At 60.4% G+C, this 22,811-nt stretch carries 16 protein-coding genes; 7 read left to right on the top strand and 9 right to left on the bottom strand.

Annotation, left to right across the window (positions count from 1 at the left end; all coding sequences use genetic code 11):
- Nucleotides 1–148: 148 nt before the first annotated feature.
- The 8 genes from M9Q49_RS33995 to M9Q49_RS33960 all read right to left on the bottom strand — a co-directional run bounded on the left by M9Q49_RS33995 (nucleotide 149) and on the right by M9Q49_RS33960 (nucleotide 8,962).
- Nucleotides 149–1,120, bottom strand: coding sequence for an ABC transporter permease subunit (locus tag M9Q49_RS33995; protein ID WP_254513790.1), 972 nt, complete (start codon nucleotides 1,118–1,120; stop codon nucleotides 149–151).
- Nucleotides 1,117–2,043: an ABC transporter ATP-binding protein gene (locus M9Q49_RS33990; protein WP_254513789.1), complete on the bottom strand. Its 927-nt coding sequence runs from the start codon at nucleotides 2,041–2,043 to the stop codon at nucleotides 1,117–1,119. Before M9Q49_RS33990 ends, M9Q49_RS33995 begins: the two co-directional genes overlap by 4 nt.
- Before the next feature lie 249 nt (nucleotides 2,044–2,292).
- Complete coding sequence (locus M9Q49_RS33985) at nucleotides 2,293–3,921, bottom strand: cyanophycinase (protein WP_254513788.1); 1,629 nt, start codon at nucleotides 3,919–3,921, stop codon at nucleotides 2,293–2,295.
- A 201-nt stretch (nucleotides 3,922–4,122) separates the two neighbouring features.
- Entirely contained in the window at nucleotides 4,123–5,154 is a 1,032-nt protein-coding gene (locus tag M9Q49_RS33980; RefSeq protein WP_254513787.1) for a site-2 protease family protein, read from the bottom strand.
- Nucleotides 5,155–5,208: 54 nt separating this feature from the next.
- Nucleotides 5,209–6,708: a hypothetical protein gene (locus tag M9Q49_RS33975; protein WP_254513786.1), complete on the bottom strand. Its 1,500-nt coding sequence runs from the start codon at nucleotides 6,706–6,708 to the stop codon at nucleotides 5,209–5,211.
- Nucleotides 6,709–6,830: 122 nt separating this feature from the next.
- Nucleotides 6,831–7,355 carry a phosphatidylglycerophosphatase A family protein gene (locus tag M9Q49_RS33970; RefSeq protein WP_254513785.1) on the bottom strand — a complete coding sequence of 175 codons (525 nt, stop codon included), beginning with the start codon at nucleotides 7,353–7,355 and terminating at the stop codon, nucleotides 6,831–6,833.
- Nucleotides 7,356–7,378: 23 nt separating this feature from the next.
- On the bottom strand, nucleotides 7,379–8,410 hold the full coding sequence (locus M9Q49_RS33965) for a ComEC/Rec2 family competence protein (protein WP_254513784.1): 1,032 nt from the start codon (nucleotides 8,408–8,410) through the stop codon (nucleotides 7,379–7,381).
- A 33-nt stretch (nucleotides 8,411–8,443) separates the two neighbouring features.
- Nucleotides 8,444–8,962: a hypothetical protein gene (locus tag M9Q49_RS33960; RefSeq protein WP_254513783.1), complete on the bottom strand. Its 519-nt coding sequence runs from the start codon at nucleotides 8,960–8,962 to the stop codon at nucleotides 8,444–8,446.
- Between the two features lie 249 nt (nucleotides 8,963–9,211).
- Between M9Q49_RS33960 and M9Q49_RS33955 the strand changes: the two genes are divergently transcribed.
- From M9Q49_RS33955 to M9Q49_RS33925, 7 genes are all read left to right on the top strand, one after another.
- The gene (locus tag M9Q49_RS33955) at nucleotides 9,212–9,694 is read left to right on the top strand and encodes a hypothetical protein (RefSeq protein WP_254513782.1); all 483 of its coding nucleotides are present in this window, start codon (nucleotides 9,212–9,214) and stop codon (nucleotides 9,692–9,694) included.
- A 133-nt stretch (nucleotides 9,695–9,827) separates the two neighbouring features.
- Nucleotides 9,828–10,778 (top strand): DUF1559 domain-containing protein, encoded by a 951-nt coding sequence (locus M9Q49_RS33950; protein ID WP_254513781.1) that lies wholly within the window; start codon nucleotides 9,828–9,830, stop codon nucleotides 10,776–10,778.
- A 123-nt stretch (nucleotides 10,779–10,901) separates the two neighbouring features.
- Entirely contained in the window at nucleotides 10,902–11,300 is a 399-nt protein-coding gene (locus M9Q49_RS33945) for a carboxypeptidase-like regulatory domain-containing protein (protein ID WP_254513780.1), read from the top strand.
- Nucleotides 11,301–11,623: 323 nt separating this feature from the next.
- Nucleotides 11,624–12,928 (top strand): DUF1501 domain-containing protein, encoded by a 1,305-nt coding sequence (locus M9Q49_RS33940; protein WP_254513779.1) that lies wholly within the window; start codon nucleotides 11,624–11,626, stop codon nucleotides 12,926–12,928.
- Between the two features lie 175 nt (nucleotides 12,929–13,103).
- Nucleotides 13,104–15,545, top strand: a complete 2,442-nt coding sequence (locus M9Q49_RS33935) for a PPC domain-containing protein (protein WP_254513778.1) — start codon at nucleotides 13,104–13,106, stop codon at nucleotides 15,543–15,545.
- Nucleotides 15,546–15,665: 120 nt separating this feature from the next.
- Complete coding sequence (locus M9Q49_RS33930) at nucleotides 15,666–18,086, top strand: DUF1549 and DUF1553 domain-containing protein (RefSeq protein WP_254513777.1); 2,421 nt, start codon at nucleotides 15,666–15,668, stop codon at nucleotides 18,084–18,086.
- 86 nt (nucleotides 18,087–18,172) lie between these two features.
- Entirely contained in the window at nucleotides 18,173–20,710 is a 2,538-nt protein-coding gene (locus M9Q49_RS33925; RefSeq protein WP_254513776.1) for a c-type cytochrome domain-containing protein, read from the top strand.
- 3 nt (nucleotides 20,711–20,713) lie between these two features.
- Here the strand turns inward: M9Q49_RS33925 and M9Q49_RS33920 are convergent, their stop codons facing one another.
- The gene (locus M9Q49_RS33920; protein WP_254513775.1) at nucleotides 20,714–22,591 is read right to left on the bottom strand and encodes a UbiD family decarboxylase; all 1,878 of its coding nucleotides are present in this window, start codon (nucleotides 22,589–22,591) and stop codon (nucleotides 20,714–20,716) included.
- Nucleotides 22,592–22,811 lie beyond the last annotated feature (220 nt).

The raw sequence follows: 22,811 nt of genomic DNA, 5'->3' as shown, positions 1-22,811 counted from the left end.
CACGTGCCCAGCTACAGTCGATCATATGACATGAAGCCGTCGATGTCAATCGCCATGACCGCAGAAAAAGATCAAATGATCCCTTGGGGCGACATGTTTGAATCGTACCACGAGTAAATAAATCGTCCAGTATGGCGGCTGAGATAGCTCACATCGGTGCCGGCAAATCCCGCCGTTGAAAGATCACGCCCGCGGCTGCATAGCTGCCGCAGCCAATGCTGAGGAGGAGGACGTAGTAGAGGAGCGGGCCGGCCATCGAGGGGTGGCGGTCGCCGGCGGGGACCCACCAGGACCAGTTGAGGGTGGGGACGTCGTGGGCGATGTAGATCAGACGCTGCGGTTCGTAGGCCGAGAGGATGGTCAGGTATTGCAGCCAGCCGGTGCTGTCGAAGGCGCGGCTGAGGACCTTGAAGATCATTTGCAGGACGAAGAACGTCGAGAGGATGCCGATCGTCCGCCAGCGGTAGCGGTCGCAGGCCGAGGCCAGCGTGGCCAGACCGGCCATGCACACGCCGAAGCAGAAGAGATTCAGGGCGCCCGGCAGAAAGTGCTTCGGCTCGACGCGGTCGCGCATCGGTACGCGGATCTTTTCATTCGTGCCGAACGAGAGCGGGATTTGCCATTCGAGCACGGGCACGCGCAGCGAGCGGGCGGGTTTCACCTCGGTGGCGCGGGCTGTTTGAATGCCGCTGTACGTGCCGCACCAGGTGAGGCAGCAGAGAAGCGCGAGGCAAACGACCGTGACGGCGGCTTGCGAATAGAGCGCCTGCATGCGACTGATCGGTTGGGCGAGCAACATTTCCATCGTGCCGCGACTCAGTTCGCCGCTGACGGCAGCCGAGCCGCGAGCGATGGCAAAGATCGCGATGCAAAACACCACCATTGGTTCGTCGTAGCCGATGGCAATGCGGCCGGTGTAGGTAAGGAGCTGGCCGAACGGCACGGGGGACAGCCGGCCGTAGTTATCCCACAGCTTGTCGACGATGGTGGCGAACGAGCCGGTGTCGATGCTGGCCACGATGAAGATGCGAACCCAGCAGAACGAAAACAGGAGCAAGCCGCTCGCGAGGAACAGCAGCAGCACTTCGTTGACGCACTTTTTGAGTAACACGCGATTCATCGCAACACCTCGGCTGCGACGCGCGCTGAGCCAGTAGCAGTTCCAGATTCGGCCCGATGATAACGATCGTAAATCGAGCGCAAGCCGACCGGCTCGATACGAATATCACGCAGCGGCAAACTCGCCAGCCAGCCGAGCAGCGGCGCGAGATCGCCGGGGGAATCGATCGTGGCGAGATCGCCTTCTTGCACCACACGCCCTTCCTCGCCCAATAGCTCGCGCGGCAGATCGGGCAACGGACCTTTGAGCCAGGCCAGAATGCGATGCTGTGATCGGAGCTCGGCCATCACTTGGGTGTGCACCAGTCGACCTGCACGGAGAATGACGACGCGCTGACAAACTTCTTCGACCTCGGCGAGCACGTGCGACGAGAACATGACTGTAGCGCCGCGAGCGCGGGCCTCGGCGACGAGCTCGAGCACGGTGCTGCGGACCGAAGGATCGAGATTGGCCGTCGGCTCGTCGAGGATATAGAGGGGCACATCGGCCCCCATCGTCGCGGCGAGGGCCAGCTTTTGTTTCATGCCGGTCGACATAAAGCCGACGCTGCGCGTGAGATCGAGCTCGAGGCGTTCGGCGATGGCGAGCGACCGCTCGGGGGTGTTATTGCGAATCTCGGCAAAAAAGCGGAGGACTTCACGGCCGCGCATCTGCGGAAAGAGAGCGGCTTCTGCCGGGAGGTAAGCCACGTTTCGCCGCACTTCGACTGACTGCCGGTGGCAATCGAGATCGGCGATCGAGGCGTGGCCGGAGCTGGGCTGGAGGAAGCCGAGCAGCAGGCGGATGAGCGTGGTTTTTCCCGCGCCGTTGGGGCCGAGCAGGCCGAAGACCTCGCCGGCCGCGACCTGCACCGTGCAATCGTCGAGCGCTCGCAACGGACCATAGATCTTGGTCAGCGATTGCGTAGCGACAATAGACTTCACTGCAAGCATCCCAGGGCAAACGGACGAACGGCCAGCCCCTCATTGTTGGCGTGGGCTGGAGTTCTGGCAATTGGGTGAAGTAGCTAGCGACGTAGGCCGGAACTGCTACATGTCTCCAATCAGCCGCCGGGCGCTAGCCCCCGGCTTGGTCACTTGCGATCGTCGATAAGCCGGGGGCTAGCGCCCGGCGGCTGATTTTGACAATCCGCAAAACTAGGTGCAGCAGTAACCGCAACGGCGCGGGATTGTTCACTCTAGAATCTTACGGCCGACCAGATCGAACTTTTGGCCGGCCTTGAGCGATTGATAATCTTTTTCGCCGGTCGGTTTGCCGCTGCGGTAGTCGTAGAAATGGGCCTGGCTCGCGCCGAGGACCTCGGCGGTGCTGCCGCGGACGACGATGGCCGTGGCTTCGTCGAGGCCGATGCCGAGCAGTTGCGGGCGAAACTTCATCAGCTGAGTCATGTCGGCGAACCGCTTGCGCTGCGCGAAGTGCTGATCGATGGCGACACCGGGGAGCAGGCCAAGGCCGCGCTCGTAACCCTCGGCCATCATTTCGAGATTGCCGAGGGGGCTGCCGCGACAGAGATACTCGCCCTGGATCGTCGCGCCGGCGCTGCTGCCGCCGATGACGCCGCCGTGAGCCACGACATCGCGAATCAGCGGTTCGGCTTTGGTGCCGATATACGCGTCGACAAACCGCCACTGCCGGCCGCCGCCAAACCACACGCCCTTGGCTTTCGACAGGGCTTCGAGGACGGCGGGAGACTCGACGTCGTCGCGTTTGGTCTGCGGCAGGACGATGACGTTTTTGGCCCCGAGCCGTTTGAGGAACAGGCCTTCTTTTTCGAGATCGGGCGTTTCGATCGCCGTCGGCAACACCACAATCGGCGCATCGGGACCGCCAGCGAGCTCGAGAAACTTTTTCTGAATGTCGACAGGGAGTCCGCCGCCGCCGACGATGACGAGCGAACCTTCTTTCACTTCGGGCGTGGCCCATTTCGTGGGCGGGTAGGCTTCGACGGTGCGGGCTTTCGCAGCCCGCTGGAGCGAGACGAGATCGTAGCTGTCGCCGGGCTTGAGCGTGATCGTGCGCAGTTCGCGGCCGTTGCCTGGCGGCAGCAGGATAGTCGCGGCCGATTCGCCGATGGTTTCGAGCTTGCGACCGCGGACGATGAGGGCGGTTCGCTCGTCGACGCCGAGGCCCCACAGACCAGGGCGTTGTTCGAGTGCTTTTAGCAAGCGACCTTGGCGGCCGCGGGCGAGGAAATGTTGATCGACGATCGCGCCGGGCAACAGATCGAGGCCGGTGGTGAGAACCGGTTCGTCTTTGCCGCCGCCGATCATCACGCGACTTTGAATGGCAGCGCCGGCGCTCGTGCCGCCGACCACGCCGCCGCGCTTCAGCACGTTGTAGATTTCAGTTTCGACTTTGGTATTGAGATAAGCGGCGGCGTGCAGATTTTGATTCGCACCCATCAACCACACGGCCGTTGCTTCGCGGAGCGGTTTTACAAACTCATCGCTGTTGGCTTCTTCGGGATCGCGCGTGTGGAGCACCGTGATGCTCACCGGTTCGTAATCGCGATAAGGGGCGAGATAGCGCGTGTCGAATTCCTCTGTGTCGTGCTCGGCTTCGTAGCGCGAACGCGAACTGGGAATGATCACCAGTTTGGCCTTTTTGCCGCCGCCGAGGGCCATGAACTTCGCGCGGATCGAATCATCGGTCGGCAGTCCGCCGCCGCTGATCACTAGCGAACCAGCGATGCCGGCGGGATCGATGTACGGCTGCGCTGTTGTCGGCAGGCTGTCGGCAGCGTGGCTTTGTGCTGCGAGCAGGACGAGGCACAAGCCAAGAGCGAAACGGCGAAAGAGCATGAACCAGCGCTCCGGTTCAGGATCGGGCGGGGGAAGTTGGTGGGTGAAATGAGTTTCCAATGCGGGGGAGGGAAAATCAAGAGTTAGCGCGCACTCGCCGAAAGCCGGAATATCGCTGGCGCTTATTCCTGGGTGCGTGGCGGGGTTGAACTCCATTTACCTTTCGCGGAGCGAAAGGCGACTATGGGAGCCGACGCTGCCTTATGGAAGAACCAGCGCTTCGGGGCGCAGGCAGAGGATCGGCAGGATGAGCGATAGCCAGCCGAGCACCGTGCGGAAGGGGCCGAGCGGCACGCTGTCGTCGGCGGTGGGTGGGTGGTCGGTGCCCATGAGCGTGACGAGCACGGCCATGAGGAGTAGCAGCGTGTTGCCGGTGTAGGTCATGTAGGCGAAGGCAAGGACCATCAAGCCGCGCGAGAGCCAATGAGCGCCGCGGCCGAGTAGCGTGTAGGTTATGTGGCCACCGTCGAGTTGGCCGACGGGGAACATATTGAGGCCGGTGAAAAACAGGCCCATCCAACCGCTGAAGAGAAAGGCGTTGCACTGGCTCATCCAGATCTCACCGTTGGCGGCGGGCCAGGTGGTGGGATGTTGCCACTGCAACCACCAGTCGAGCAGCAGCGGCGGCTTGATGGCGAGCTGACCAGATGGCGGCGGCGAGAGATCGAGCTGCATGACGCCGACCCACAGCACTGGAATGGCTACGGCTAGTCCCGCGAGCGGCCCCGCGATGCCAATGTCAAAAATCTGCTTGCGATTGGCTTTGCCACCCTCCATGGCGATGACCGCGCCGAGCGTGCCGAGGGGCGAAAGCGGAAACGGAATCACCAGCGGCAACGTCGCGCGCACGCGATAGATGACAGTCATGAAAAAATGGCCGAACTCATGCGCGAGCAAAATCGCCAACAGGCTGAACATGAACGCCAGCCCGGTTTGCCATTCGGCGAGGATCGCGCGGCGGAGCGGCGTGAAATCGAGCCCCCCCAAACATTCCATCAGGACCGACGACGGCATCCAGCGACAACAACCGGTAATGAAAATGCTCACGCAACTGAGCGTCAGCAGAATCAACGGCAGGCGCACGTTGTAGGTCAGGGGCTGCTGAGGATCGCCCATCACCGGCTCGGCCGCCACCGCTACGTTTTCTTCGTATTGAACGGCCTGCTCTTCGAGCGCAGCAAGATCCGCGGCCGGCGAAGTGGGAATTGGGTCGAGAGGCGGAACGGCATCCATGGCTTCAGAATAGCATGTCGGCGGTTGCAGCGCGAGGGAGGGAGGCCCGCGTCGTTATCGGCCTAACTTTTCCAGATCGAGCTTGTACATCACGTTGTTGTAGTCATAGCGTGGGGTTGGGCGCGGGTTGCCGGCGAAGGTCGCGGTGTAAGTCCCCTCGAAGAAAATGATCTTGCCGTTTTCCTTTTGGAAAATCGGATGTTGCCGCGGATTATAGAAGTCGTATTTCTCGTGCGTGACAATTTTCGTCGCGTGCTGCCACGGCCCCAGCAGATTGTCTGCCTCTGCGTACCAGATTTCGCCGATCAGGCTGCTGCTGCCGTTCAGCTGGCCGAAGAGGAAGGTCCATTTGCCGCGATACTCGTTCCAGGCCACATTGCCGCGATGTGGCGTGATCGATTTGCCATCGGCGGTTGCGATTTGCAGCCGAACTTCATCGGCTTTCAGCACGCCGTTCTTCAACCAACGAGCTTCGCTGTTCGGATCAAGCTGCGGAGCGTTCTTCTTCCAGGACCACACGACCTTGCCATCGGCATCGCGCTCGATGTCTTCTCGCTGCGGAGATTTTTTGAACGGCCCGGGCTTGAGGCAGGTGAACGCTTCGTACTGCTGCACATCGGCGACGCTCTCTGCCGTGGCTGGCACGCGCACGGTCGGCAGCGGATCGCAGTAATAGATCCACTCACGGTCGGCTTCTTTCACGGTCAGCGCATGGCCTGTCGGATAGAGCGGTGACTCTTCAGGCACAGTGCCCAGATCGTCGAAGACATTCTTTTCATCATTCCAACGACACAAGCCGCGGCGATAGATTTCGAGGCCGCCCCGAATTTTGTTGTAGCCCGCAATCATTTGCTCTTGGCCGTTTTTGTCGCGGACAACAGTCAGTCCAAAAAACCACGTCGGGCCGTCGCCGGGCATGGTGGCGGTATTGCGGGCCTTGCCTTTCTCGTCTTGAAAGTACGTGTAGTTGATCCCCTGCTCGATATCGAGTTGGCTCTCTTTCGGCAGCGGCGACGTCGCGCCCGACATGCCGAACAGGCCCAGCGGATAACCGGGCAAATTCGTATCGCCCCAGAACCAACGGAGCTGGCCGCGATACTCGGCGAACTGCACGCTGTCGCTCCCTTGCACGAGCGCGTTCGCCAGCGGCTCTTTGATCGGCGTCGGTTGGCTGAGGAGCAGGCTGTCGCGATAAATGCCGCTGCCCGTGGTGCGATAAAGTCGCTCGGCGAGGTTCTTTCGCGGCAACTTCACCTCCGCCGTTTTGCCGGCAGTGATCTCGAACGCTTTGCCGCGAAAGCCGAAGCCATCCTTCGGATATTCGTAGCCATGGCTGCTGATGTGGAAGTAAATCGAACGGCCGAGCATGTCGGGTTCGTTGATCGCGACCCAGCCAGCGCTATCGGTGAAGAACGACACACCGCTGACGGTTTTCAATTCCACCAGCGGCACACCGCGCGCGGTCTCGGCATCGACGACGCGAACGCCGAAGTAGTCAGCAGCCTGCGCGACGTGGGTGATGAGGAGAGCGAGGAGGGCTAGAAGGCGTGTCATTTGTTTATTTCGTTCCTGAGTCGGAGTGATTGGGTGATAGGGAGTTGGGGTGATGGGGAGAAAAGACAAATCGAAACTTCTCCTCCGCTCCCCATCACCCCATCACCCGACCACCCCACACCTCACCTCGGCCCAAACCACCCCAGCTGCAGCCACCAAATCAACCACAGCAGCGCCACGCCATACAGCGCAGACCACAGATCATCGACGAGCACGCCCCAACCGCGCGGCAGTTTCTCGAGCTTTCGCACCGGCGGCAGTTTCACGATGTCGAAGAAGCGTGTGATGGGAAAGACCCAGGCGAGCGTGAGCCAAGGCATGCCGGGAATGCGAAACAGCAGCAGCGTGAGGAGCATGCCGGCGACTTCGTCGGTGCAGATGGCGCTGCTGTCCTTCTTGCCGAAGAAACCTTCGGCCCAGCGGCCTGCGGCGACGGTCAACACGCACGTGGCCATGATGCAGATGGCAAGGAGCCACGATTGCATCGGCTCATCGGGGAACATCCGATCAACGGCCAAGTAATACAAGACGGCAGGAAGCGAACCGCACGTGCCCGGCAGGATCGGCGAATAGCCGAGGCCGAAGCTCGTGAGCAGCGTCTCGAGCAGGCGGTCGGTCCAAGTAATTTCCGCGGCGGGTTTTCTCATGAATCGGCAGGTCTGCAAGCACGTTAGTCGCGCGTGGCGTAGGTCTTCTCATGCTTGTTGGCCGGAATCGCCACGGTGTAGCTCTTCGTATCCGCAGCTACCGACAGCTGAATGTGATTGCCGCTGCAGTTCTTCTCTTGATTGGCGATGAACTCGGCGGCGACGTTGTTCTTCTCACCGTCCGGCCGCAGATTTTTGTGAATCTGATAAAAGCCCTGCAGCGATTTCGTTTCCTGCAGATTGGCAAAGACCTCGGGAGCACAACCCTTTGTCGTGCCGTTGTTCATGATGGCGACGCGGGGCTCGATGGTTTGCAGCACGAGCGGATTATTACTCGCATCCAAGCCGTGATGTGTCACTTGATAGACATCGACCTTGCCGACCAGGTTTTGCGGGCAGACGAGTTTCTTTTCCATGTTCCAGGTCAGATCGCCCGCGTCGTAGAACTTGAAACCGCCGAAGGTGATCAACAGCACGACGCTGTTGGCGTTGTCGCTCCCATCGCGATCCTTATCGCGGGCCGTCGCACACACGCTGCTGTTTTCGGCCGTGCCTTCCTTGGCCATGACGAACTGCTGCCGAGCGCCGAGGCAGCGAATGCTCAGTTCGGGCGAACCGGTCGGGAGTTGCTTGAGCGGAATCTTGTCGCCGGGCTGCACGACATGCTTTTGCTCGGCCTTCATCGCGAAGTAGGCTTTGCCGGGATGATCCTTGAGTCCTTCGAACTCGCCGTTGTCCCAGAGATTCTTGACGGGAATCGCTTGCGACAACTCAAGCATGCCGCCGAAGTGATCGCTGTGATAGTGCGTCGTCACCAAGTGATCGATCTGCTTGCGGCCGGCGATTTCGGTGATGGTCTTCACGATGCGGTCGAGATCACGGCGGCCCGGATTGCCGGCGTCGATCAGCACGGTCTCGCCCATCGGCGTGACGAGCAGCGTGGCCGCGCCGCCCTCGGTGTCGATCCAATAAATGTCGAGCCGCTTGTCGGCTTCGCCAGCAAGGGCGGGGACAATGGCAACGAGGAGAGCGACCAGCGTGAGGAGAGTTTTCATGAACAGAATCATAAAAAGAAAATTGGTCCGCCGTTAGTTGGCAGCGGGCCATTTTCCTGCCGGGCACTTTTCGTGCGGCACCCAAGTCTTCGCGGCGATGAAGCAGCCGCATTGAATGCACCGAGTGCCATCGTATTGTGGGCACATCTTGCATAGAGCCAGGCGCTCTTCGCGAACCTCGCGACTGACGGTCTTGCCGCCACTGGCGACAAACTGCGCGGCCGAGGCAGTGAAGGTCTGCGCCATCGTCCACACGCCCGGATACTGCGTGGCTCCTTGCTGCGGAGACGCCTGTTGAGCCGGCGCCTTTTGAACTGGCGTTTGTTGCACCGCAACTGCGGCGGCCTTCGGCTGTGGAACTACTTGTTGTTGTGGCACGACAGCCGCTGGGCGGGCTACGACTTTAGCCGGAGCCACGGGAGCCACCGGAGTTGCGGTCGGCGTCGCTGGCTGCACGGGGAGTTGCGGCGAAGAAATGATTCGGCCCGTCCCGCGAATGCCATTCGCAGAGACATCGATGGTCCCAAACAAAGCTCGCCAATCTTGGGACATCGGAGCACCCGCGGTGAGGAGAAGATACACCTCACTATAGTAGCCAAGCCGACCACCGGTCAAATTCCCGCCTCGTAGAGTCACTCCGTGACTCGAAACTGTAGTTCGGCGAGGTCAAGTCGATTCGACAAAAGAGTGTTGCGAGTCACGGAGTGACTCGCCTACGTTTCATGTGGGAGGACGAATTTCTGGCCTGAGCTTCGGCCGCCAACTAGCATGAAAGTGAAATGACCTCGGCGGAGAACACCTATGATTCGTTTGTTGGCTGTCCTCTTATTTGTGGCAATCCCCTTTTCTGCCGTATTGGCTCAACCAGGAATCCGCCCGTTCGGAACGCCCGCTCCTGCTCCGTCTGCCGCTGCGCCGTCTGCCACTGTGCCGGCCGTAGTCCAAAATCAACCTGCCGATCCAGTTGTCGTCGGCCAACTCGAGCATCTAGGCTGGAGCCTGACGGGGCCGAGCGCGAAGCACTATATCTTTGGCGGCCTGGCCGTCGCCGATTATGTGTGGCAGGGGAAGCGGCGGATCGTCACGCTGCAGGAACACACCGACCTACCGAAGCCCGATGAGAATTATCTGTATTACCACGAGCTGCGCGACGGCAACTGGTGGGCGTTTCGAAAACACCCTTGGCCCGATCGAACCTATTCGGTTTGGTTTCGTCCGGGCGACGTGCCGGGCGCCAAATGGCAACGGCTACAAATGGCGCGAATACAGGTCTCTGGCCCGTAGGCGGGTTGCGGCGTGACTCACTTCGCAAGCTAACTACCACGGCTGCGAAGAAAATTTGCAAGTTTGGAGAATTTTCGACTAGAATCGCCCCCGGTGGATTCTGGAGCCCCTCTCACTCTTGTTGCAATCTCCCATGCCTCGCTCATCTCGTTTGCGTGTCGGCTTTACGCTGGTGGAATTGCTCGTGGTGATCGCCATCATTGGCGTGCTGGTGGCGCTCTTGTTGCCGGCGGTGCAGTCGGCTCGCGAAGCGGCACGGCGCATCCAGTGCAGCAACAATCTCAAGCAGCTCGGCTTGGGCATTCATAATTTTCACGATACGACGCTCAAATTTCCGCCGTCGCATTTGGGAGGCGAAGCGGGCACCAGCTACAGCTCGGGAACGTTCTTCTGCATCATCCTTCCCTTCATCGAGCAAACGGCGCTCGGAGAAAAGTTTGATAACACTACGTCTTATAATTTGAGTACCAATCCAACGGCAGGCGCTCTGCCGGGAGCCAGCCTGAAGACTTTTCAATGTCCGACGCGCGGCCGTAGTGGCGGAAAGATGTCGGACGCGAATCCGCAGGTGGGAGCGACCGGCGATTATGCGATCTGCAGCATTGGCATATCCGACTTTCAGTGGCAGCATCAATCGGCAGAAGACAAGCTGTATGGCATGATCATTGGAGCGGCGAGCAAGACCAATGGCATGAACTATCAGCCGCGGCTTGCCATGCGAGATGTGACCGACGGATTGAGCAACACGGCCTGCATCGGCGAAAAGCATGTCTATAAGCTAGATATGTATAAAGGCGGTGACGCGGGCGGGAGCGCCGACGGCAGCATCTACCTCACTCAGCAGGTGGCCTGGTATGAATGCCACACCGTGCGAAACATGGCTCATCCAGCCGGGCTGTCGCGCGGCTCGCAGGACAATTTTTCCAGCGAACGCCACAAGATGTTTGGCTCTTGGCATCCGGCGACGGTGCTGTTCTTAATGGGTGATGGCGCGGTGCGAAACATTCGGCAAACGATCAGCCTGACCACGCTGCGGCAATTGGGCGATCGACGTGACGGCGAAGTCATTACCGAAGACTATTAATCGCTTCGTCAATGCTTGGCTTAGCAGTAGCCGCCGTCGCCAGACGGTGGGCCATAGAATCCGCTATCTCGAGTCCCCCGCGCTCTGGCGAGCGTGGCTGCTCTCTTTGGCTGTGGAGGTTGGATGTTTGTTCGCAGGGTTCTTGGATTGGCGTTGCTGTTGTGTGCGTTCGCAGTCACGGGCTGCGGCTCGGGCTTGGGTGATGTGACTGGTACCGTCACACTCGAGGGGCAACCGCTGCCGAACGTCAATGTGATGTTCGAAAACACGCAAAAGAACACCCGCGCGACAGGTACCACCGACGCGGCTGGCAAGTATCGCTTGTCAACCAATGCCAAGGACGATGGGGCCACGCTGGGTGACTGCAAGATCGCCGTCAATCAGCCTGGGCCTGCCGACAGCAGCAAGGGAGAAGGGCCGCGGATCTTTCCTGTTCGGTACGAACGGGCCGATTCGTCAGGTTTTACCTACACGGTCAAAGCGGGCAAAAACACATACGACATGGATCTGAAGAAGCAATGACCGCATTACCTCGGCTGCCGAGTCGGCGAGCAGCCTGAACAATCTGGCCAAAACAAGTTTGACAACGCTTTCGCCGGCGGGTATTTTCACCCATTGGATAAGGTCGATGGGTTAGCTCCCGCGACTGCATCCCCCGCCCAACCGTTAGCTCTTGCCACCTGGGCACGAGCAACCTGCCTGATTTTTCCCTCCACCTGAAACGATCCCGGGCCGCTGGCCATAATCAACTAGCACCCGCTTGATGTTTGCTTGGCCGCAATTTTGCTCCGCTGTTTTTGCTCCCACCTTACCTCCGCTAGCAATTCCTTCCTTGGAGAACCGTTATGAAGTGTGAAGGCAATCGAATGAGCCGCCGCGCGATGTTGACCGTCGGCGCGATCGGCGGTTTGGGCCTGACCCTGACCGATTTCTTCCGGATGAAATCTGCTCAGGCCGATCAAAAGCACTACGACTTTCTCCAAGCCAAGGCCCAGAGCGTCATTCATATCTACCTGCCGGGCGGCATGGCCCATCAGGAATCTTTCGACCCCAAGCCTTACTCGCCGCTCGAATATCGCGGTGAACTGAACCCGATCAAGACGAACACCGGCGAACAGTTCTGCGAAACCCTGCCGCAGCTGGCCACCATCGCCGACAAGTTCGCCGTCATCCGCTCGATGACCCACGGCGAAGCGGCCCACGAACGTGGCACGCACAACATGTTCACCGGCTATCGCCCCAGCCCGGCACTGAACTATCCGAGCATGGGCAGCGTCGTCAGCCATGAATATGGCCCGCGCAACAACCTGCCTCCTTATGTCTGCATTCCCAGCGTGCCGAACGAGTTTGCCAGCAATGGCTACCTCAGCTCGTCGTATGCTCCGTTCAGCCTCGGCGCCGATCCAGCCAACGGCGGCTTCAAGGTGCAAGACCTGAACATGCCGAATGGTGTGACCGAAGAGCGGTTCACTCGTCGTCGCACCGCGCTCGAAGCCGTGAACGATCACTTCTCGAAGTACGACAAGAGCGACAACGTCGGCGCGATGAACACGTTCTATGAACGCGCTTACAGCTTGATCAGCAGCAAGCAAGCTCGCGACGCGTTCAATATCGATGCCGAAGACGCCAAGCTCCGTGATGAATACGGTCGCAACACGGCTGGTCAACGCTTGCTGATGGCTCGTCGCTTGGTGGGCGCTGGTGCCCGCTTTGTGACGCTGACCTACGGTGGCTGGGACATGCACGCCGGCATCACCAAGGGAATGAAGAGCTCGCTGCCGGCTCTCGATCAGGGTTTGACTGCCCTCATCAAGGATCTGGATCGCAGCGGCCAACTGGCCACGACGCTGATCATGGTCAGCAGCGAATTCGGCCGCACGCCGAAGATCAACAAGGACGCCGGCCGCGATCACTGGCCGAAGGTGTTCAGCGTGATGCTCGCTGGCGGCGGCATCAAGGGCGGCACGATCTATGGCACGAGCAACGCCACGGCATCGGAACCCGAAAGCGACGCCGTCGGTCCGGAAGATCTGGCCACGACCATTTATCATCAGCTCGGCATTGTTGCTGACAAAGAACTGATGAGCCCCGGCGATCGCCCGATTGAAATTGTCGACGGCGGCAAGGTGATTAAGGGCTTGCTCGCTTAGTTTTTCGATTACAACGATCGGGGCGGCAAAATCGTTAGGTTTTGCTGCCCCGCGTTTGTTTTGTCCCTTCAGTCCTGCCTTGGTCTTTGTCGTCAGGCAAATCCTTCCTGCGACCCCCGCCTGACCACTGCTTCGGTCTCCCAAGCTAGCTTTCCCTCCGCAAGCGAGAACCGGTATGAACTTCTTCCGTTTTGGGCTGCGTGCATTCCTGTTCTGCTGCTTGGTCTCCACAGTCGCTTTCGCCGTGGAACCGAACCTCGGCCAGATCTCGCCCATCGGTGTGCAACGCGGCACGGAAGTGGAAATGACTTTCCCCGGCCAACGCCTCGCCGATGCCAAGCAGTTGCTGTTCTATTCACCCGGTTTCGAGGTGAAGGAACTGACCGCCGCCGACAACGGTGTGAAGGCCAAGGTCGCCGTCGCTGCCGATTGCCGGCTCGGCATTCATGCGGTCCGCCTGGCCGCGGCTTCCGGCATCAGCAATCTGCGGACGTTCACGGTCGGCCCGCTGCCGGAAGTGAAGGAAGTCGAGCCGAACAACTTGTTCACCGAGCCGCAACAAGTGGCCATGAACGTGACGATCAGCGGCACTTGCGCGAACGAAGATCTCGACCACTATGTGGTTGAACTCAAGAAGGGCCAACGCCTGAATGCGGAAGTCGAAGGTCTGCGCCTTGGCAACGTGATGTTCGACCCCTACGTGGCGATCTTGAATTCGGACCGGTTCGAACTTGCTCGCAGCGACGATGCTTCGCTCCTTTATCAAGACTCGATCTGCTCGATCGTCGCGCCCGAAGATGGCAAGTACATCGTGCAGGTGCGCGAAAGCTCGTTCGCTGGCGGCGGCGCTGCGTATCGCTTGCACATCGGTTCGTTCCCGCGGCCGTTGGCGGTTTATCCTGCCGGCGGAAAGCCGGGCGAAACCCTCCAAGCCCGTTGGCTCGGCGATGCTGCCGGTGAGTTCACCACTAGCGTGACGATGCCCACGAGCACCGACGACAAGCCGGGCGTTTACGCTCAAGACCCGAACGGCATTTCGCCGTCGCCCAATCCGGTGCGCGTGGTCGATCTCAACAACGCCCTCGAAGTCGAACCAAATAACGACGTCGCCTCGGCTTCGCCGGGTGGCGAAGCGCCAATCGCCCTCAACGGCATCATCGAAACCGCAGGCGACATCGACTTTCATAAGTTCACGGCGAAGAAGGGGCAGCAGTTTGACGTGCGCGTCTACGCTCGCAAGCCACTCCGTTCGCCGCTCGATTCCGTCCTTGTGATTTACAACGAGAAGGGAAATCAGATCACGAACAACGACGACAGTGGCGGCCCCGATAGCTACGCCCGTTTCAATTGCCCCGCCGATGGCACGTATCTGGTTTCGGTCCGCGATCACTTGAATAGCGGCGGCCCGACCTATGTCTATCGCGTCGAGATCAGCGAAGTCAAACCATCGATCGTCATCGGCCTGCCGGAAAAAGTGCAATACATTCCGACGACGCTGACTGTTCACCGCGGCAACCGCATGGCCCTGATGGTGAATACCCAGCGAGTGAACTTCGGCGGCGATGTGATTCTCGAAGCTGCCAACCTGCCACCGGGTATGACGATGGAAGCCCTGCCGTTCTCGGGCGGGAAAACCGAAGTGCCGGTCCTCTTCACGGTGGCCGCCGACGCAAATCCGAGCGGCGCGCTGACGAACATGAGCGGCAAGCCGACCGATCCGATGCAAGCGGTTCCTGGCAGCTTCTTTCAGCGGACGATGTTGATTCGCGGCAATCAGAACAATGACGTGTGGGGCCACGACGCCGATCGGATGGCTGTCTCGCTGGCTGACGACGCGCCTTTCAAGCTCGAAGTCATTCAGCCGAAAGTGCCGCTCGTCCGCAACGGCAGCATGGACCTGAAAGTGGTCGCCACCCGGGCCATGGGTTACACCGCGGCGATCAGCGTCAAGTTGCTCTACAACCCGAACGGCGTGGGTTCGTCGGTCAGCGCGGTCATTCCAGAAAATCAAAACGAAACGCTGATTCCCCTCACCGCCAACGGCAATGCCGCCCTCGGCGTCTCGAAGATCATCGTCCTCGGCACGGGCCCGCACGCCGGCGGCAAGGTCGAGACGGCGACCGGCTTCATCGATCTGAATGTCGCCGAGCAGTTCTTCCGCCTCACGCTCGACAAGGGCGTGTGCGAGCAAGGAAAGGATGCCGACTACGTCGTGAAGATCGAAAAGCTGGCCGATTTCCCTGGCGAAGCAACTTGCGAACTGGTCGGTCTGCCGAACGGCGCTACTTCGATGCCGGTGAAGTTCACCAAGGACGCCGAAGACGTCGAGTTCAAAGTGACGGTCGCCAAGGATGCTCGCCCCGGCAAGTTCACCACGCTGATGACTATCACCAAGTTTCAGCAGGACGGCGAGACCGTCACGCACACGCTGGGACCTGGCGAACTCCGCATCGACGCGCCGCTGCCACCAAAGGTCGACGCGCCAAAGCCCGCCACTCCTTCGCCGATGGCGCAACCGATGCCGATGGCCACCAAGCCGCCGGAAAAGAAACGCCTCTCTCGGCTCGAGCAATTGCGACTCGAAAAAGAAGAAGCGGAAAAAGCAGAAAAGAAGTAAGCGAATCGCCAGGCGTCGCTTTAGCGACAGTCACCTCCCTCGCCCCGCTTCGGGGAGAGGGCCGAGCAGCAAACGAATCCAACCACGCATAACCAAGTTAGATATTTCGCGGAGCGAACCATGTCCAAAAACCTAGCTCTCTCGCTGCTGGCTTTGTCATTACTGGCAACCTCCGCCTCCGCGCAGCAGAAGTTCACAGCTCTGCAGGTCTATCCGCCCGACGTGCATCTGAGCACCAAGCAAGACCTGCAACGCTTCGTGGTCGTCGCCACGCGCGAAGACGGCGTGACGCTCGAAGTGACGAACCAATCGTCGATCAAGCTGGCCGACGACAAGCTCTGCCGGATGGATAAGAACACGCTTTATCCGGTCGCTGACGGCAACACGATGCTCAATGTCGAGTATCAAGGGCTGAGTACTTCGGCCACGGTCGAAGTGAAGAACGCCACTGCCGATCGGGGCATCAGCTTTCAACTCGACGTGATGCCGGTCTTCATGCGTGGCGGTTGCAACACCGGCAGTTGCCACGGCGCGGCCCGCGGCAAGGACGGTTTTCGGCTGTCGCTGTTCGGCTTCGACCCGCAAGGCGATTACTACCGCATCACGCGCGAAATGACTACGCGCCGCATCAACCTGGCTTCGCCTGCTGATAGCTTGCTCGTGGAAAAGTCGATCGGCAGCGTCCCCCACACCGGCGGCAAGCGGTTCGCCGGCGACTCAGAACACAACCTTACGCTCCTCCGCTGGCTCGAAGCCGGTGCTCCAAACGACGCTGCTCCCACCCCCGCAGTCCTCGGCGTTGATCTCTATCCACCGAGCGCTGTGCTCGAAGGCGAAGGCGCCACGCAGCAGTTCATCGCTCGCGCTCGCTACGCCGACGGAACCGATCGCGATATCACTTCGCTCGCGACGTTCATGACGAACAACGACAACAGTGCCCCGATCACGCCGGACGGCTTGGTGACTGCTTCCAACCGCGGCGAAGCGTTCATCATGGTCCGCTTCGAAACGCACACCGTCGGCAATCAGGTGCTCGTCCTGCCGAAGGATTTGAAGTACACCGCGCCTGCCGTCGAAGGAAACTACGTCGATCAACTCGTCGGCGAAAAGCTGAAGAAGGTCCGCATTCTCCCTAGCGGCGTGTGCACCGATGAACAGTTCATTCGCCGCGTGTCGCTCGACATCACCGGATCGTTGCCGAAGGAAGAAGACTTCCTGGCCTTCATGGCCGACGGCGATCCGGGCAAGCGGGCCAAGCTGATCGACAAGCTGCTCGACCGCAAAGAGTTTTCAGAAATCTGGGCCATGAAGTGGTCCGAGTTGCTCATGATCAAGAGCAGCAACCAGGTCAGCTACAAGTCGATGTTCCTCTATTCGAACTGGCTCACCGACCAGGTGGCCAATGACGTTCCGCTCGACAAGATGGTGCAGGACCTCCTCAGCGCCTCGGGCGGAACTTTCAAAAGCCCGGGAACCAACTTCTATCAAATCGAACGCGACACGCTGAAGACGGCTGAAAATGTCGCGCAAGTTTTCTTCGGCATTCGCACCCAATGTGCCCAGTGCCACAACCATCCGTTCGATCGCTGGACGATGGATGATTACTACAGCTTTGCGGCGTTCTTTGCTCAGATCGGCCGCAAGCAGAGCGAGGATTATCGCGAGATCATCGTCTTCAACAGTGGCGGCGGCGAAGTGAAGCATCCGGTCAACGGCAAGAACATGGCCCCGAAGTTCCTCGGCGGCATCGAAGCCGATGTGAAGGGCAAGGACCGCCGGGCCGTGCTCGCCCAGTGGATGACCTCGCCCGAGAATCCCTTCTTCGCCACCAGCGTGGCCAACCGCGTGTGGTCGCACTTCTTCGGCAAGGGCATTGTCGAACCCGTCGATGACATCCGCGTCAGCAACCCGGCCAGCAACCCCGAACTGTTTCAGCAGCTCGGCAAGAAGCTGATCGAGTACAAGTACGACTTCAAGCAACTCGTCCGCGACATTTGCAACTCGCAAGCTTATCAGCGGTCGGTGGAGCGGAACGAATCGAACATGGCCGACCTGCGGAACTTTGCCCACGGCAACGTCCGCCGCATCCCTGCCGAAATGCTGCTCGACTGCATCAGCCAGGTGACCGACGCTAAGGACAAGTTCCAAGGCCTGCCGCTGGGTGCTCGCGCCACGCAGATCGCCGACGGTAAGACGAGCAATTACTTCCTCACCACGTTCGGCCGCTCGCCGCGCGAAACGGTGTGTGCTGGCGATGCCAAGACGGACCCGACCTTGTCACAAGCGCTGCACATGATCAACGGCCAGACGATCCAAGGCAAAATCGCCGCCGGTGGCCTCACGCGAAAGATGCTCGCCGAAAAGAAGACGCCGGAGCAGATCATCGAATCGCTCTACATCCGCTGTCTGTCGCGCAAGCCGACGCCAGAGGAATCGCAACGGCTGCTGACCACTGTGTCGCAGTCGGAAAATCCCCAAGCCGGTCTCGATGACGTCTTCTGGGCGATCATGAACAGCCGCGAGTTTTTGTTCAACCACTAAGCAGTACATAAGCCTGAAGCGCAAGCGAAGGGATCACCGCAATCCTTCGCTGGCGCGTCAGGCTCGTAAGTTGTCGGAGTTTGGTTATGGTTCGCAGCTTCAGCTTCATCGTTGTCTTCAGCTTGTCTGCTTCTGCTGTTTTCGCGCAAGCTCCTGCCAAGCCGGCTGATCCGGCCATGCCGAAGATCACGTACGACGATCACGTCCGCCAGATCTTCAAGGATCACTGCTTTGCCTGCCATGCGCAAGATCGGGCGAAGGGCGGCTTGGTGCTCGATAGCTACGCCAAGGCGATGGAAGGTGGCAGTAGCGGTGAAGTAGTGATCGCTGGCGACACCGACAGCAGCCGCTTGTACGCGCTGGTCAGCCACAAAGAAAAACCCGAAATGCCGCCGATGACCGAGAAGCTCGCGGCCGCCAAGCTCGACACGATCATGAAGTGGATCGAGCAAGGAGCGCTCGAAAACAGCGGCTCGAAGGCGAATATCAAAAAGAAGAACAACCTCGCCCTCGCCAGCGTGAGTGCCAGCGGCAAGCCGACCGGCCCGGTCGCGATGCCGGAAGGTCTGCTCAAGCAGCCCGTGCAATACACGCAAAAGCCGGGCGGCATTACGGCTCTCGCGGCCAGCCCTTGGGCGCCGCTCGTCGCTGTTGCTGGTCAAAAGCAAGTCTCGCTCTACAACACCGACAACGGTCAGTTGCTCGGCGTGCTGCCGTTCCCGGAAGGCATTCCGCATGTGCTGCAGTTCAGCCGCAACGGCAGCGTGCTGCTCGTCGGTGGTGGTCGCGGCGGTCACTCGGGTCTCGTCGTTCTGTACGACGTGAAGACTGGCAAGCGGATCGCGAAGGTCGGTGAAGAGCTCGATTCGGTCCTCGCTGCCGACATCAACAACACGCATTCGCTTGTGGCCCTCGGCGGTCCGAGCAAAATCGTGCGCATCTATTCGACCGAGTCGGGTCAGCTGCTGCATGAAGTGAAGAAGCACACCGATTGGGTGACTGCCGTGCAGTTCAGCCCCGATGGCGTATTGCTGGCGACCGGCGATCGCGCTGGCGGCCTGTTTGTGTGGGAAGGCGAAACCGCCCGCGAATACCTGGGCATGCGCGGCCACACCGGCTCGATCAGCGGCGTTGCCTGGCGGCCTGATTCCAACGTGCTCTGCAGTGGCAGTGAAGACGGCAGCGTTCGCCTGTGGGAAATGAACGACGGCAATCAAATCAAAACCTGGCCCGGCCACGCGGGCGGCGTGTTCAGCGTGCATTACGCGCAGGACGGCCGCATCGCCACGGCAGGACGCGACAACACGGTCAAGCTCTGGGCCGGCGACGGTGCTGCGATCAAGACCTATCCGAACTTCCCCGAACCAGCCCTCCGCGCTGTCGTCGTCCACGATGGTAAACGGGTGATCGGCGGCGATTGGCTCGGCAATCTCAAAGCGTGGGATGCGACCGAAGCCAAGGAGCTCTTCGTCCTCGCGCCGAATCCGCTGCCGCTCGAACAAGCTCTCGCTGCCGCGCAAGCAGCCGTTGCGCCGAAGCAAGCTGCGGCGACGCAGGCTCAAGGCGAGCTCGATGCAGCCGCCAAAGCGGTCGCCGAAAAAGAAGCCGCACTGCAGGCTGTGATCCAGAAAGACGCGGCTCAGGTCGCGCTGATCGCTAAGCTCGATGGGGACAAAGTCGCTGCTGCCAAGATTGTCGAAACCACAACTGCAGCGGTGACCGCGCAGACGCAAAAGCAGACTGCTGCCCTCGCCGCGCAGAAAACTGCTGGCGATGAAAAGGCTGCGGCGGAGAAGCTCGCTGCGGAAAAAACAGTCGCTGCCAAGACCGCCGCCGATGCTGCCGCTGCCGACAAGGCTGCTGCGGATAAAGCAACTGCTGAGAGCGCTGCCGATGCTCCGGCGCTGGCTGAAAAAGCGAAGGCCTCGGCGGAAGCTGCAGCCAAGGTCGAAGCCGAACGGGCCGCTGCCGCTGCGGTGGTTCCGGCGAAAGTCGAAACGCTCACCAAGGCCGATGCTGCTGTCGTTGCTGAAAACGCCGCGCTCGAGCAAGTCAAACAGCAACTGACTGCCGCCAATGCTCAGGTCGCGAAGCTCACCGCCGATCACAAGACAGCCGGCGATCAGCTACCTGCCATCAAGGCTGAAGTTGCCAAGCTCACCACCGAAAAGGCTCCTCTCGAAGCTGCCGTCGCGCCGAAGAAGGCCGCAGCCGAAGCTGCTCAAGTAGCCCTCGTCGCTGCTCAGGCTGCGGTGACCACTGCCCAGGCCGATCGCGAGGCTTTTGCGAATATGACGGCCAAGCTGGAGGCAGCCATTCAACAAGCTTCGCAAGGGATCGCCGCCAAGCAGACCATGGCAACGCAACTTGAAACTGAGAAGAACGCAGTCGCCACGCAAGCGGCCGAAAAAGCTGCAGCCACCAAGGCCATGGCAGACAAGGTCGCCGCATTGCAGGCCGAACTGGCCAAGGCCCAAGCCGATCAGAAGGTGGCTGATGATGCTCTGGCCGCCAAGGCGAAAGCGGCAGCCGATGCCCAAGCCGCCCTGGCCGAAGCTCAGGACCTGGTCGATAAGGCCGCCGCCGACAAGAAGGCCTTCACCGATGCCTACGGCCCGAAGTAGGGCTTAGAGCCATTTCGCCAACGGCCCACCTCGAGCCGCCAAGGCATCGACCTTGGCGGTGACAACCGGATCCTCGACAAGCGCCGGCGCGTGATGGGGCTTGATGCGGGCATCGATCACGAGTGGTCCGCTGCAGCCCCAGTGTTTTTGCTGCGTCGTCGCTTCCACTCCGTAGATGTCCGCGGCGGGATTGCTGCGGGTGAACGTCACCCAGAGAAAGTTCTTTAGCGTCGCCGCCGAAAACTGGCTGTCGTCGACGATGACGAGGAGGGGCAGCGAGGCGAGAGGCGGGAGGCGGGAGGCGAGGGAGGCAGTGAAGGCTTCGATATCGGCCTGGTAATTGGCTGGTTGCGAAGTCGTCCGAGTTTCGAAAGAGGGCTGCGGTTCAATCTTCGGGCCGTTGATCACGAGCACGCCGGGGAGTGCGAGCTTGGGCTCGGAGAATCCCGGCGGCAACGACAAACCGGCGGGGACTTCGCGGGCCAGCGTGCGGCGCGGCGGACCGACGGCGGCGATCACGACTTTGGAACCGCGATTGAGCCCGTCGCCTGAGTAGTCGAGCGTGTCGATCGTCGTGCAGGTTTGAAAATGCAGATCCCGCCGCCAATCAACGCGAGCCAGCACGTGCTGCAGGAAAGCGGCTTCGTTGTCGGCATCGAGTTGCGGATCGTCACCAGCATTGGCAATGAGCAGGTACTTCGCCAATGACATTTGCCCCTGACCGAGGATTGCACTGGCCTGCGTCAGCAATTCCTGCGGCTGCGATTGCGAATGAAACGGCATGTACCGTTCGTTGCCGATGGCGAGGAGCAGCGGATGCACGCCGGCCGCGTCGACCGCGTGGACTTGCTTCACGCCGGCGATGACCGTGGGAATAACCGGGCCGGTCAGCTCGTGAATGAGCTGACCGAAGGTCGTGTCTTCCTGCGGTGGCCGACCGACGACGGTGAAGGGCCAGACGGCATCGCTGCGGGCCCAGACCTCTTCAACTTCGAGCACCGGAAAATCGTGGGCCAGGCTGTAGTAACCCAAGTGATCGCCAAAGGGTCCTTCGGATAACGTGCGGCCGGGCCGAATGACGCCGCGCAAACAGAAGTCCGCATCGGCGTAGACGGGGAGGTTGTTGCCGGATGGCGTTGCGCGGCGCGCGAGAGGGATGCGCTGACCAGCCAGTGCGCCGGCGAAACCGAGTTCGCTCATTCCTTCCGGCAACGGCATGACGGCGGCGAGCGACATGGCAGGATGACCACCGACGAAGACATTCACCTTGAGCGGTTCACCCTTGGCGAGGGCCGCCGTGTGGTGCACGCCGATGCCGCGATGAATCTGATAATGCAGGCCGGCTTCGCTCGCGGAATATTGACTCCCCGCGAGCTGAACGCGGTACATCCCCAGGTTGGAATGCTGCCAGCCGGCTTGGTTGGGGTCTTCGGAATAGACCTGCGGCAAGGTGATGAACGGCCCGCCGTCGCGCGGCCAGGATTTCAGCTGCGGCAGGTCGCTCAGTTTGATCTGCTGGCCAAAGATCGCGCCGCCGCGCACATACTTCGGCTGCATCCGCCAGCCAGTCAGAGGCGCACTCCAGTAGCGACCGGGATTGCGAAAGAACGCCCCGGCGTCGATCTTCAGCTCGATTGCCCGGCGGACGTTTTCGTACGTGTGACGAAAAAGATAGCGGGCCCGCTCGATCGTGCCGAACAGATTCGAGACCATGCCAAACCGGCAATCCTTGACGCGTGTGAACCAGACGGCAGGCCCGCCGCTGGCATACACCCGCCGCTGAATTTCGGCGGCCTCGAGGTGCGCATCAATTTCGTCTTCAAGCCGAACCAGATGGCCGGCCCGCTCGAGATCGATCAAAGTGCGTTGAAGAGAGAACATGAATGGCGAATGCTCACGACTTAGCCACCGGCTTTAGCCGGTGGTCACGAATTCAAAAACAACCGGCTTTAGCCATTCGGCACGTGGTGTTCGACCGCAGGAATGGCTAAAGCCGGGGCATTTTCGGCAAGATAACCACCGTCTAAAGCCGGTGGCTAAGCAGTACGACAACTGCGCATGGTACCGAAAATCAGCGAGCTATCTTAACGGCAGGCGGCTA

It is taken from the genome of Anatilimnocola floriformis, assembly GCF_024256385.1.
Lineage (GTDB): Bacteria > Planctomycetota > Planctomycetia > Pirellulales > Pirellulaceae > Anatilimnocola > Anatilimnocola floriformis.
The sequence above is the reverse complement of the archived record's forward strand: the minus strand, read 5'-3'. Positions and strand labels throughout refer to the sequence as shown.

Coding starts and splice junctions, on each gene's coding strand:
- M9Q49_RS33925 (WP_254513776.1), top strand. CDS start 18,173: ATGGTTCGCAGCTTCAGCTTCATCGTTGTCTTCAGCTTGTCTGCTTCT.
- M9Q49_RS33980 (WP_254513787.1), bottom strand. CDS start 5,154: ATGGATGCCGTTCCGCCTCTCGACCCAATTCCCACTTCGCCGGCCGCG.
- M9Q49_RS33955 (WP_254513782.1), top strand. CDS start 9,212: ATGATTCGTTTGTTGGCTGTCCTCTTATTTGTGGCAATCCCCTTTTCT.
- M9Q49_RS33945 (WP_254513780.1), top strand. CDS start 10,902: ATGTTTGTTCGCAGGGTTCTTGGATTGGCGTTGCTGTTGTGTGCGTTC.
- M9Q49_RS33975 (WP_254513786.1), bottom strand. CDS start 6,708: ATGACACGCCTTCTAGCCCTCCTCGCTCTCCTCATCACCCACGTCGCG.
- M9Q49_RS33965 (WP_254513784.1), bottom strand. CDS start 8,410: ATGAAAACTCTCCTCACGCTGGTCGCTCTCCTCGTTGCCATTGTCCCC.
- M9Q49_RS33930 (WP_254513777.1), top strand. CDS start 15,666: ATGTCCAAAAACCTAGCTCTCTCGCTGCTGGCTTTGTCATTACTGGCA.
- M9Q49_RS33935 (WP_254513778.1), top strand. CDS start 13,104: ATGAACTTCTTCCGTTTTGGGCTGCGTGCATTCCTGTTCTGCTGCTTG.
- M9Q49_RS33995 (WP_254513790.1), bottom strand. CDS start 1,120: ATGAATCGCGTGTTACTCAAAAAGTGCGTCAACGAAGTGCTGCTGCTG.
- M9Q49_RS33970 (WP_254513785.1), bottom strand. CDS start 7,355: ATGAGAAAACCCGCCGCGGAAATTACTTGGACCGACCGCCTGCTCGAG.
- M9Q49_RS33920 (WP_254513775.1), bottom strand. CDS start 22,591: ATGTTCTCTCTTCAACGCACTTTGATCGATCTCGAGCGGGCCGGCCAT.
- M9Q49_RS33960 (WP_254513783.1), bottom strand. CDS start 8,962: ATGTCCCAAGATTGGCGAGCTTTGTTTGGGACCATCGATGTCTCTGCG.
- M9Q49_RS33985 (WP_254513788.1), bottom strand. CDS start 3,921: ATGCTCTTTCGCCGTTTCGCTCTTGGCTTGTGCCTCGTCCTGCTCGCA.
- M9Q49_RS33950 (WP_254513781.1), top strand. CDS start 9,828: ATGCCTCGCTCATCTCGTTTGCGTGTCGGCTTTACGCTGGTGGAATTG.
- M9Q49_RS33940 (WP_254513779.1), top strand. CDS start 11,624: ATGAAGTGTGAAGGCAATCGAATGAGCCGCCGCGCGATGTTGACCGTC.